The 11,559-nt window shown below is 71.7% G+C and carries 11 protein-coding genes; 6 read left to right on the top strand and 5 right to left on the bottom strand.

What is annotated here, in order from left to right; genetic code table 11:
- The first annotated feature begins 241 nt into the window (after positions 1-241).
- Complete coding sequence (locus ACFZBB_RS07505; protein ID WP_391118797.1) at positions 242-1,621, top strand: FAD-dependent oxidoreductase; 1,380 nt, start codon at positions 242-244, stop codon at positions 1,619-1,621.
- A 141-nt stretch (positions 1,622-1,762) separates the two neighbouring features.
- On the opposite strand, the gene ACFZBB_RS07500 is transcribed toward ACFZBB_RS07505, so the two are convergent.
- Both ACFZBB_RS07500 and ACFZBB_RS07495 read right to left on the bottom strand, forming a co-directional pair.
- Entirely contained in the window at positions 1,763-2,662 is a 900-nt protein-coding gene (locus ACFZBB_RS07500; RefSeq protein ID WP_391118795.1) for a hypothetical protein, read from the bottom strand.
- A 181-nt stretch (positions 2,663-2,843) separates the two neighbouring features.
- The gene (locus ACFZBB_RS07495) at positions 2,844-3,374 is read right to left on the bottom strand and encodes a helix-turn-helix transcriptional regulator (RefSeq protein ID WP_391118793.1); all 531 of its coding nucleotides are present in this window, start codon (positions 3,372-3,374) and stop codon (positions 2,844-2,846) included.
- A gap of 111 nt (positions 3,375-3,485) precedes the next feature.
- Between ACFZBB_RS07495 and ACFZBB_RS07490 the strand changes: the two genes are divergently transcribed.
- Positions 3,486-4,247, top strand: coding sequence for an alpha/beta fold hydrolase (locus ACFZBB_RS07490; protein ID WP_391118791.1), 762 nt, complete (start codon positions 3,486-3,488; stop codon positions 4,245-4,247).
- 70 nt (positions 4,248-4,317) lie between these two features.
- On the opposite strand, the gene ACFZBB_RS07485 is transcribed toward ACFZBB_RS07490, so the two are convergent.
- Positions 4,318-4,926: a methyltransferase domain-containing protein gene (locus ACFZBB_RS07485; RefSeq protein ID WP_391118789.1), complete on the bottom strand. Its 609-nt coding sequence runs from the start codon at positions 4,924-4,926 to the stop codon at positions 4,318-4,320.
- 13 nt (positions 4,927-4,939) lie between these two features.
- Here ACFZBB_RS07485 and ACFZBB_RS07480 point away from each other — a divergent pair, with 13 nt between their 5' ends.
- From ACFZBB_RS07480 to ACFZBB_RS07470, 3 genes are all read left to right on the top strand, one after another.
- Entirely contained in the window at positions 4,940-5,275 is a 336-nt protein-coding gene (locus ACFZBB_RS07480) for a YnfA family protein (RefSeq protein ID WP_355346642.1), read from the top strand.
- A gap of 117 nt (positions 5,276-5,392) precedes the next feature.
- Positions 5,393-5,797: a roadblock/LC7 domain-containing protein gene (locus ACFZBB_RS07475; RefSeq protein ID WP_188284368.1), complete on the top strand. Its 405-nt coding sequence runs from the start codon at positions 5,393-5,395 to the stop codon at positions 5,795-5,797.
- 103 nt (positions 5,798-5,900) lie between these two features.
- Complete coding sequence (locus tag ACFZBB_RS07470) at positions 5,901-7,292, top strand: DUF6397 family protein (RefSeq protein ID WP_391118787.1); 1,392 nt, start codon at positions 5,901-5,903, stop codon at positions 7,290-7,292.
- Here ACFZBB_RS07470 and ACFZBB_RS07465 read toward each other — a convergent pair.
- Positions 7,179-8,045: an acyl-CoA thioesterase II gene (locus tag ACFZBB_RS07465; RefSeq protein ID WP_355346636.1), complete on the bottom strand. Its 867-nt coding sequence runs from the start codon at positions 8,043-8,045 to the stop codon at positions 7,179-7,181. The genes ACFZBB_RS07470 and ACFZBB_RS07465 overlap by 114 nt on opposite strands.
- A gap of 25 nt (positions 8,046-8,070) precedes the next feature.
- Positions 8,071-10,584 (bottom strand): DUF3516 domain-containing protein, encoded by a 2,514-nt coding sequence (locus tag ACFZBB_RS07460; protein WP_391118785.1) that lies wholly within the window; start codon positions 10,582-10,584, stop codon positions 8,071-8,073.
- A 133-nt stretch (positions 10,585-10,717) separates the two neighbouring features.
- On the opposite strand from ACFZBB_RS07460, the gene ACFZBB_RS07455 reads away from it, so the two are divergent.
- Positions 10,718-11,512, top strand: a complete 795-nt coding sequence (locus ACFZBB_RS07455; RefSeq protein WP_391118783.1) for a metal-dependent hydrolase — start codon at positions 10,718-10,720, stop codon at positions 11,510-11,512.
- The last annotated feature ends 47 nt before the right edge of the window (positions 11,513-11,559 follow it).

Raw genomic sequence — 11,559 nt, 5'->3', positions numbered from 1 at the left:
ACAAGTTGCGCAAGTTGCTGCAACAAGTTGCTGCGAGAACGGTCGTGAGATTACTGGGACATGTCATGGACGTAAAGAGGTCTGACGGGGTTGCGTTCCCGGGTCCCGCCGCGCCGCCGCGTAGGGTTCCCGAGACGGGCGGGTGACGTACCCGGCCGACCGGTCGGAGAACCGTACGGATCGGACCCGGACCCCGGCCTCGGACCCCGGCGGACCGTAAGCGGAAGGGGACCCACGGAAGATGACGGAGCGTCTGGTGGTCATCGGCGGTGACGCCGCCGGGATGTCGGCCGCGTCCCAGGCCCGCCGCCGCAGAGCGGCGGACGACCTGGAGATCGTCGCGTTCGAACGCGGACGGCACACGTCGTACTCCGCCTGCGGCATCCCGTACTGGATCGGCGGCGACACCACAGGCCCCGACGCGCTGGTCGCGCGTACCGCCGAGGAGCACCGCGAGCGCGACATCGACCTGCGGATGGGCACCGAGGTGGTCGACATCGACCTCGCCGCCGGCCGGGTGCGGGCGCGGGACGCCGACGGCCGCGAGGAGTGGACCGGCTACGACCACCTCGTCGTCGCCACCGGCGCGGAACCCGTACGGCCGCCCGTCCCCGGCATCGACGCGCCCGGCGTGCACGGCGTCCAGACCCTGGACGACGGCGAGCGCGTCCTGGCCACCCTCGACGGGGTCGGCGTACGCCGCGCCGTGGTGGTCGGCGGCGGCTACATCGGCGTGGAGATGGCCGAGGCCCTGCTGAAGCACGGCCTCGACGTGACCCTCGTCGACCGCGCCGAGCAGCCGATGAGCACCCTCGACCCCGACATGGGACGCCTGGTGCGCGGCGCGATGGAGGGACTCGGCGTCCGCGTCGTCTCCGGCGCCGCCGTCCGCGCGGTGCTCACCGGCGCCGACGGCCGGGCCCGCGCGGTCGCCACCGACGACGCCGAATACCCCGCCGACATCGTGATCCTGGGCATCGGCGTATGCCCCGGCACCGCGCTCGCCCGCGACGCGGGACTGCCGCTGGGCGCGCACGGCGGCCTGCTGACCGACCTGGCCATGCGCGTACGCGGCCACGAGCGGGTCTGGGCGGGCGGCGACTGCGTGGAAGTCCTCAACCTCGTCTCCGGCGACCTCCAGCACATCGCCCTCGGCACCCACGCCAACAAGCACGGCCGCATCATCGGCACCAACATCGGCGGCGGCTACGCCACCTTCCCCGGCGTCGTCGGCACCGCCGTCAGCAAGGTCTGCGACGTCGAGATCGCCCGCACCGGCCTCAAGGAGTCCCAGGCGCGCCGCGCCGGACTCCACTACGTGACCGCCGTCATCGAGTCCACCAGCAGGGCCGGCTACTACCCGGACGCCGACCCGATGACCGTCAAGATGCTCGCGGAACGCGGCACCGGGCGGCTGCTCGGCCTCCAGATCGTCGGCCGCGAAGGCGCCGCCAAGCGGGTCGACGTCGGGGCCGTCGCGCTCACCGCGCGGATGACGGTCGAGGACATGGTCGCGCTCGACCTCGGCTACGCGCCGCCGTTCTCGCCCGTGTGGGACCCGGTGCTGATCGCCGCGCGCAAGGCGGCGGACGCGGTGGTGGCGGACGTCAGAGCGCGCTGACGGCGGTTTTCGGCAGCAATATGCGGCGGTTTGCGGTTCCGGGCCCTTGCGGTGCCTTGCAGGGCTTTGCAGGGCTTGCGAGTCCTTGCGGGTCCCCGCGAGTCCTGATGGGTGTTCGCGGCTCTTCGCGCGGCTTCGCGGTCAGGACGGGGCCGCGGCCAGCTTGCTGAGGGCTTCCAGCAACGGCGGCAGGGCGGCGCCGCGGCCGACCGGCAGTACCTCGCCGGGCGCGTCGTCCAGCAGCACGAAGGCGATGTCGTCGGTCCTGCCCACCAGGCTCCAGCCGGGTCCGTCCGCCCGCACCGCACCATATGCGGCCCGTACGCGGCCGGGCGGCGGCGGATTGCGTACGTACTCCTCCGCGCTTTCGAGGACGCGGCGGATGCCGGTGTGCGAGATGGAGGGCGGGTCGGCCGGGACGCCGGCCGCGTCTTGGGGCTCGGCTTCCGTCTCGGTGCCGACGGCTGTTCCGGCGTCGGTGCCCGTGCCTGCCTCCGTATCCGTATCCGTGCCCGCCGCCGTTTCCTTGGCCGCCTCCTGAGTCGCCTCCGCCGGTACGTCGAGCTGGTCGCGCCACTCGAACCAGCGGACCGCGATCTCGTCGGCCCCGAGGCGCCGTTGTGGCGGACCCCAGACGGAGGTGTCGGGCGGGGAGAGCGGGGCGCGGCCGCCCTCCTCGTCCGTCGGGTCGTGCGGGGCGGGGATGCCGGGTACGGCGACGGCGACCGGCAGCGGCCAGCCGGGCAGCGAGGCGGCCAGGCTGTTCTCGTCGGGCGCCAGGTCGTACTCGAGTCCGCAGTCCCAGGCCGCCAGCGCGCACGCCACCGTGGCGGTGTCCGTCGTCGCCACGGTCCAGCGCGCCCCGCCGCCGTCCTGCCCGAAGACCAGGCCGTAGCCGTCGGCCAGCGGTTCGAGACCCAACTCGGCGCAAGCGGCCGGATAGTCGTCCCCCAGGACGCCCGGGAACTGCCCCGGCGTCAGCATCGCGGCCGTCAGCACGAACAGCGCGTCGTCGTCCTCCGGGCTCTCGGCCGCGGTCATCCGTCGTCCCTCTCGCCTCGCCCGCCGTCTCTCGTCCGCGCACCTTAACCAGCGAGTAACCTCCGCGTCGAGAGGTCGCGATGGCCGGAAATCCGCTCGGGCGGTACGGCGCCGAACGGCCGATTTCCCGACGGTCCGCACCTGGTGATCGCCCGGCGTCGGCCCGGTCCCGGCCGCGCTGTCAGCTCTTCGCGTCGAGTGCGGTCAACGTCGTTCGCAGCCAGGCGAGTTCGGCGCGGCTGGTGGCCCGGGCGATGGTGAGCACACCCTGCCGGAAGGGATCGTCGACCTCTTCGGCGCGCAGCGGACGGTCGCCGTCGTAGAAGAAGCTGGCGGGCTGTTCGAGGAAGGCCAGCCTGCGGCGGAGTACGGCGGCCTGCGCCGCCGGGTCGGCGAGGTGGCGCAGAAAGGCCAGCACCGTGAACCACCGGTTCTCGTCGGTGATGTCCAACTCGGCGGGGTCGGCGAGCCGTCGCCGCAGTTCCGCCTGTCCCTCGGCGGTGAGCGTGAGCACATGGCGCGGTGCGGCCACCGCGCCGGGCTGCGTGTCGCGCCGCAGCCAACCGGCCTTCTCCAGCCGCTTGATCGCCGGATACAGGGTGCTCTCCGCGACCAGTCTGACGTGGCCGGTGAGCGCGGCGATGCGTCGGCGCAGTTCGTAGCCGTGCAGCGGGGTCTCGTGGAGGAAGCCGAGGATCGCGAGTTCCAGCATGCCGTCATTCTGCCTCAACTCTGCCTCATGTTCGATATACACCGTTGACGCGATACATCGGTGACGATGTATGGTGGTCGCCTCAGACGCCGATCAGGAGAGGTGGCAGCGGTGCGACAGACGGAATTCGGACCAAAGGGTGCGTACGTGCGGTGGACGGAGGCGGCGGGCGACGGGCCGGCCCGCGTCCATGTGCACGGACTGGGAGCGGCGTCGGGCGCGTACACCGCGCACATATCCGCGCATCCCGCGCTCGTGAACCGCCGTACGCTCTTCGTCGACCTGCCCGGCTTCGGCATCAGCGACCGCCCCGCGGACTTCGGCTACTCGCTGGAGGAGCACGCCGACGCGCTGGCCGCGGTCCTGGACGCCGCCGATGTGCGCGGCGCCGAGGTCGTGGGACACAGTATGGGCGGCGCCGTCGCGATCGTCCTCGCCCATCGGCGGCCGGAGCTGGTCTCGCGGCTCGTCCTCGCCGAGGCCAACCTCGATCCGGAGCCGCCCCGCGCCGCGGGGGGCAGCGGCATCGCCGGTTACACGGAGGAGGAATTCGTCCACTGCGGCGGATTCGCCGCCACATTGGAGCGCGTCGGCTGGCTGTGGCGCTCCACGATGCGGCTCGCCGACCCGGTGGCGCTGCACCGCACCGCGTGCGCGCTGGCGCGCGGCACCGAACCGACGATGCGCGCCATGCTGGTGGGGCTGGACATCCCCCGCACCTTCCTGGTGGGCGAGTTGAGCGCCGATGTCCGCGACCGCGCGGGCCTCGCCGCAGCCGGTGTGGACGTCATCACCGTGCCGCGCTCCGGCCACTGCCTGATGTTCGACAACCCGCAGGCGTACGCGGAGGCGATCGGCGGCGCGGCGGCCTGAGGCACCGCTGCCGCTGAGGCGCCGGGGGCGCGCTGGGAGGAGGTCACAGGTGGCGGGGCGCCGAGCAGGGTCACGCGTGTCGGACGGCCACCGCCAGATACCGCTCCGCGGAGTCGTCCAGCGATGCCAGCTCCCAGCCGGTCGCGGCCAGCAGGGGACGCAGTTGCGGCTCGGCGCGTACGTCGTCGGCGCGCAGTTCGTGCCCGCGGCGGGCGGCGAGGGCGGCGCGGCCGATCGGATGGAAGAGCGCCAACCGGCCGCCGGACCTGGTCACCCGGGCCAATTCGCGCAGTCCGGCCGCCGGGTCCGGCAGATGGTGCACGAGTCCGGCGGCGAAGACGGCGTCGAAAGCCGCGTCCCGCAACGGAAGCTCCTCGCCGGCCGCCTCGATCAGCGCTCCGTCCTGGTCCCGGCCGAGGGTGACGGCTTCCCGCAGCATCTCCGGGGTCAGATCGACACCGACCACCGTGCCCGCCGCACCGACGGCGGCCCGCATCAGCGGCAGCGCCCGCGCCGTACCGCAGCCCGCGTCCAGTGCCCGGCCGCCCGGCCGCAGCCCCAACTCGCCGACCGCCGCCGCGTAGACGGGAGTGTCGTCGGGGAACCGCTTCTCCCACCCCACGGCCTTCGCGGCGAAGAACTCCCTGACCTGGCGGCGTCCGCTCTCGAAACTGGCCATGCATCATGGTCGCATGATCACGTTCCGCTCCATCGGGCTCTTCTTGCTCGCCGCCGTCCTGGAGATCGGCGGTGCCTGGTTGATCTGGCAGGCGGTGCGCGAACACCGCGGCGTCGGCTGGGCGGGGGCCGGGATCGTCGCGCTCGGCCTCTACGGCTTCGTCGCCACACTCCAGCCCAACGCCGATTTCGGCCGGATCCTGGCGGCCTACGGCGGGGTCTTCGTGGCCGGATCTCTCCTGTGGGCGATGGCTCTCGATGGCTACCGTCCCGACCGATTCGACATCGTCGGAGCGGTCATCTGCCTGGTCGGAGTGGGTGTCATCATGTACGCGCCACGCGGCGGCTGATTTCCGCCGGTCGCCTCCTTTCACGGCTCCGGTCGGGCGCCGCCCGGCCCGAGAGGGGGTTGCCGAAGCGGGCCCGGCAGGACAGGCTCGTACCGCAGCGGAGACGGGAGGTAGGCAATGACGGTGGGCAAACCGCTCGCATGGCTGCTCGACGACCTGACGAAGCGGGTGCCGCACGTGAAGCACGCGCTCGTGCTCTCCAACGACGGGTTGGTCACGGGCGCCAGCGGCGATCTCGACCGGCCGACCGCGGAACACCTGGCCGCCGTGTCCTCGGGCTTCCACAGCCTGGCCAAGGGCGCGGGGCGGCAGTTCGCCGTCGGCGGCGTGCGCCAGACGATGGTCGAATTCGACGACGGCTTCCTCTTCGTCACCGCGGCGGGCGACGGCAGTTGCCTGTCCGTGCTCAGCGGCATGGAGGCCGATGTCGGCCAGGTCGCCTACGAGATGACGCTGCTCGTCCACCGCGTCGGCGAACACCTCGGCGTGGCTCCCAGGCAACCGGGCGCGGCACCTTCCTGAGCCGGGGCGTCCCGAAGTTATCCACAGGCTTCGAACGGGCTGTCGTCCGTACGCGATAGATTCGTCACTGTCAGTGATCGAAGTTCGCGGGGGAGTGACGACAGTGAAGACGACGACGAAGACGACGACGACGAAGACGACGACGACGAAGAACGCGAAGGCGACGACGGGGACGGCGCCCGCCTCGATGCCGGGAACGGGTTCCGCGGCGGCTTCCGGGACGAGAGCCGGAGCGGCCGGGACAAGGGCCGGAGCGAGGGCCGGGACGACGGCGGCGACGAGCGTGGGTACGGCGACCGTCGAGACGCGGCAGGTGGCGTGGACGCCGGGCGGCGGGGCGGGACAAGGGCCGGGAGGCGGGCGGGCGGCGCCGGAGACGGTGACGCTGAACCGGGCGCGGGAGGAGCTGGGCCTGGACTTCACGCTCTTTGAGCTGGCGCTCCAACTCGGCGAGATCCGCACGGTCTCGCGCGGCAGCGGCCAGTGGCGGGTGCCCGTGGACGAGCTGACCCGGCTGCGGGAGGCGGAAGGCCATCCACAGGCGCTGCTCGACCGGCTCCGACTGGTGACCAGCACCGAGGGCGCGGCGATGATCGGGATCAGCCGGGACCGCCTCGTACGGCTGGCGAGGCTCGGGCTGATCCGCCCGGTGCGCTGGTACGTCAACCGGTACCGGGCGCTGGTGTGGGTGTACCTCGGCCATGAGCTCCGGGAGTTCGCCGCCGCGAGCCCCGCGATGCTGAAGGGGCGGCTGCCCGCGGGACTGCGTGACGCGCTGGACGCCGGGCAGGATCAGCGGGCCCTCGGCTGGCGGTCCCGCCGGGTCGCCCAGCTCCTACGGGACTGCCATGACGCATGGGACGAGGCCGCCGTCTGGGCCGCGCTGCTCGGTCCCGATGTGACCGACGACGCCGTGCCCGACCCCTTCGACCGGGCCCGGCTGCGCGGAATCCGCGCGGCGCTGCCTCCGGGCCGCCCAGGACCGCTCGCCTCACCCGAGCTGACGAGAAGCCTCACGACCGCCGACCATCCGGACGAGATCGCGCTGGCCCTGGTCGCCCTCGCGGACGCGCTGGGCCGCGCCCGGACCGAACAGCCCGCACCGCACCCGGCGTTCGCCCCGACGGACCGTCCGCCGCTCGCGCTCCCGCCTGTGGAGCGGGTGCCGCAGCAACCTGAACGACTTCCGGAGCCGGAGCCAGAGCCGGAGCCGGGGCCGAGTGAGCCAGGCGGGCCGCACACGGGAGGGAGGCCCGCGCCCGAGCGGGCCCGGCACGCGGCGCCGCACCGGAAGCGGGGCGCCGGCCGGCCGCCGGGCAGGCCGGTCGGGGAGGGCAGGCGCCCGCGACGCGGGCTGCTGGGGCTGCTGCGCGGACGCAGGTCAGCCGCCGATCTTGCGGAACAGCCCTTCCTGCATCACCGAGACCAGCAGACGTCCCCGCCGGTCGAAGATCTGCCCCCGCGCCAGACCGCGGGCACCCGTCGCGACGGGTGACTCCTGCTGGTACAGGAACCACTCGTCGGCGCGGAAAGGCCGGTGGAACCACATGGCGTGGTCGAGGGACGCCATGTCGAACCCCCGCGGTCCCCACAGCGGTTCGATCGGCACACGTACGGCGTCCAGCAGCATCATGTCGCTGGCGTAGGTGAGAGCGCAGGTGTGCACGAGCGGGTCGTCGCCGAGCTGCCCGACCGCGCGCATCCACACCGCGCTGCGCGGCTCGGCGCCCTCGATCTCCTCGGGCGTCCAGCGCAGCCGCTCCACATAGCGGATCTCGAAGGGCTGGCGACGGGTCATCCGCTCCAGCGCCTCGGGCAGCACGTCCAGATGCGCACGCAGTTCTTCGCCGAGTCCCGGCAGGTCGTCGGGCTCGGGCACCTCGGGCATCGGCAGTTGGTGCTCGAATCCCGGTTCCGGCTGATGGAAGGAGGCGGTCAGGTTGAAGATCGTCCGGCCCTGTTGGATCGCCACCACCCGCCGGGTGGTGAAGGAACGGCCGTCACGGACCCGTTCGACCTGGTACACGATGGGCACGCCGGGCCGGCCCGGCCGCAGGAAGTACGCGTGCAGCGAGTGCACCGGCCGCCCGCCGTCGGTGGTGCGGCCCGCGGCGACCAGCGCCTGCCCGGCCACCTGGCCGCCGAAAACCCGCTGCAACCGCTCCTGCGGACTCTGCCCGCGGAAGATGTCCTGCTCGATCCGCTCCAGGTCGAGCAGATCCACCAGCCTCTCGGCCGGGTTCGTCATCGCGTCCCCTTCGTCGTGCACCGGATCACAGCTCGCCGACATCGGTCAGCCGGATCACCGCGCGGCCCTCTTCGTCGGAGGCCGCGAGGTCGACCTCGGCGGAGATCCCCCAGCCGTGGTCACCGTTGGGGTCGGCGAAGGTCTGCCGGACCCGCCACAAGCCGTGCTCCGGCTGCTCCTCGATCTGCAACAGCTTCGGGCCGCGTGCGTCGGGACCGGTGCCGAGGTCGTCGTACTCGTCCCAGTACGCGTCCATCGCGTCCGCCCAGGCGTCTGCGTCCCACCCGGCCTCGGCGTCCAACTCGCCGAGCTGGTGGTACTTCTCCAGCGCCGCCAGCTCGACCCGGCGGAACATCGCGTTGCGCACCAGCACGCGGAAGGCGCGGGAGTTGGCGGTGACCGGCTTGACCTGGTCGGCCCGCTCCGCCGCCTGCTCGGCCGTCTCCACCTCCGGATTGGCGAGCTGCTCCCACTCGTCCAGCAGGCTGGAGTCGACCTGGCGCACCAACTCGCCCAGCCACGCCGTCAGGTCCTGGAAGTCCTCCGACTTCAGGTCGTCGGGCACCGTGTGTTCCAGCGCCTTGTACGCGCCGGCCAGGTAGCGCAGCACGATGCCCTCGGTGCGGGCCAGCTCGTAGTAGGAGGTGAACTCGCCGAAGGTCATGGCGCGTTCGTACATGTCACGGACGATGGACTTGGGCGACAGCGGGTGGTCGCCCACCCACGGGTGGCTCTGGCGGTAGATGCCGTAGGCGTGCGACAGCAGCTCTTCGAGGGGCTTGGGATAGGAGACGTCCTGAAGACGCTCCATCCGCTCCTCGTACTCGACACCGTCCATCTTCATCTCGGCGACGGCCTCGCCACGGGCCTTGTTCTGCTGGGCTGCCAGGATCTGCCGCGGGTCGTCGAGGGTCGACTCCACCACCGAGACCATGTCCAGGGCGTAGGAGGGGGAGTCCTTGTCGAGCAGTTCGAAGGAGGCCAGGGCGAAGGTGGACAGCGGCTGGTTGAGGGCGAAGTCCTGCTGGAGTTCGACGGTCAGCCGGATGATGCGGCCCTCGGCGTCCGGCTCGGGGAGGCGTTCGACCACACCGCCGTCGACCAGCGAGCGGTAGATGGCGATGGCCCGGCGGATGTGCCGCAACTGGTGGCGGCGGTCCTCGTGGTTGTCCTCCAGCAGGTGCCGCATCGCGTCGAAGGCGTTGCCGGGCCGGGCGATCACCGACAGCAGCATGGTGTGGGTGACGCGGAAGCGGGAGGTCAGCGGCTCCGGTTCGGCGGCGATCAGCTTCTCGAAGGTGAGATCCGACCAGTTGACGAAACCCTCGGGCGGCTTCTTGCGGACCACCTTGCGGATCTTCTTCGGGTCGTCCCCGGCCTTGGCGAGCGCCTTCTTGTTCTCGATGACGTGCTCGGGCGCCTGCGCCACCACGAACCCGGCGGTGTCGAAACCGGCCCGCCCGGCGCGCCCCGCGATCTGGTGGAACTCCCGCGCCCGCAGCGTCCGCACCCGCGTGCCGTCGTACTTGGTGAGCGCGGTGAACAGCACGGTGCGAATGGGCACGTTGACGCCGACCCCGAGGGTGTCGGTGCCGCAGATGACGTTCAGCAGACCCGCCTGGGCGAGTTTTTCGACCAGCCGCCGGTACTTGGGCAGCATCCCCGCGTGGTGGACGCCGATGCCGTGCTTGGCGAAGCGCGCAAGGTTGCGGCCGAAGGTGGTGGTGAAGCGGAAGTGGCCGATCAGATCGGAGATGGCGTCCTTCTCGGCCTTGGTGCACATGTTGATGCTCATCAGCGCCTGGGCCCGCTCGACGGCCGCAGCCTGCGTGAAGTGCACGATGTAGACCGGGGACTGCCGGGTCTCCAGCAGTTCGGTCAGCGTCTCCGTCAAAGGCGTCGTCACATACTCGTACGACAGCGGCACCGGCCGGGTCGCCGAGCGCACGACCGCCGTGGGGCGGGCGGTCCGGCGGGTCAGGTCCTCCTCGAAGCGGGAGACGTCACCCAGCGTCGCCGACATCAGCAGGAACTGCGCCTGGGGCAGTTCGAGAATCGGGATCTGCCAGGCCCAGCCGCGGTCCGGCTCCGCGTAGAAGTGGAACTCGTCCATCACGACCTGGCCGACGTCGGCGCTCTTGCCGTCGCGCAGCGCGATGGAGGCGAGGACCTCGGCGGTACAGCAGATCACCGGCGCGTCCGGGTTGACCGAGGCGTCACCGGTCAGCATCCCGACGTTCTCGGTGCCGAACAGCTTGCACAGGTCGAAGAACTTCTCCGACACCAGCGCCTTGATCGGCGCGGTGTAGAAGGTGACCTCGTCCCGGGCCAGTGCGGCGAAGTGCGCACCCGCCGCCACCAGGCTCTTTCCCGACCCGGTGGGGGTGGAAAGGATCACGTTCGCACCCGAGACCACCTCGATGAGCGCCTCCTCCTGCGCCGGATAGAGAGTGATCCCCTGACCCTCGGCCCACGTCGAAAACGCTTCGAAGAGGGCATCGGGGTCCGGGGCGGGAGGCATCTGATCGATAAGGGTCACCCCACCATCTTGCCTGTACCGGGGGCGCGCGGCTGAACCGGAGCGGGCCGCGGTGATCATCAACGATATGGTGTGCCGTCAACGATGCGTCAACTCCGCCTGCGGGCGGCCTTGTAGGGGGCTGAGCACCACCATGATGGGACCTGCGCACTCACTCTCGGGAGCGGCGGCCTGGTTGGCCGTCGGAGCGGTCGCGGCGGGTGTGGATCATGCCATGCCCTGGCCGACGCTCGTCGTCGGTGCGCTGATCTGTGCTGGTGCCGCGCTCGCCCCCGACCTGGACCATCAGGCGGCGACGATCTCGCGCGCGTTCGGCCCGATCTCCCGCGTGCTGTGCAAGATCATCGAGCACCTGGCGCACGCCGTCTACAAGGCGACCCGGATGCAGGGCGACCCGCGACGGGCGGGCGGCCACCGCACCCTCACCCACACCTGGCTCTGGGCGGTCCTGATCGGCGGCGGCTTCTCGGCCGGCGCGGTCTACGGCGGGCGCTGGGTGGTGCTGGTCATCTTGTTCATACACATGGTGCTCGCCGTCGAGGGACTGCTGTGGCGGCAGGCCCGGATGTCCAGTGACGTGCTGGTTTGGCTGCTCGGCGCCACCAGCGCCTGGGTGCTCGCCGACGTGCTCGACAATCCGGGCAACGGCAAGGACTGGCTGTTCACCGACCCCGGCCAGCACTACCTGTGGATCGGGCTGCCCATCGTGCTCGGCTCGCTCGTGCACTGCGTCGGAGACGCGCTGACCGTCTCCGGGTGCCCGATCCTGTGGCCGATCCCGATCGGCCGCCGCCGCTGGTACCCGATGGGACCGCCGAAGTTCATGCGCTTCCGGGCCGGGAGCTGGGTGGAGCTGAAGGTGCTCACCCCGGTCTTCTTCCTGGCGGGCGGCGGCTGCGCGCTCGGCGCGCTGGGCGTCTTCGGCTGACGCGGGACCCCTCGCACGCGAGCGGGGCCCGGCGGCAGTGCCGCGGG

It is taken from the genome of Streptomyces sp. NPDC008139, from assembly GCF_042957025.1.
GTDB lineage: Bacteria > Actinomycetota > Actinomycetes > Streptomycetales > Streptomycetaceae > Actinacidiphila.
Note: the sequence above shows the minus strand (reverse complement) of the source record. Positions and strands in the feature narration are given on the sequence as shown.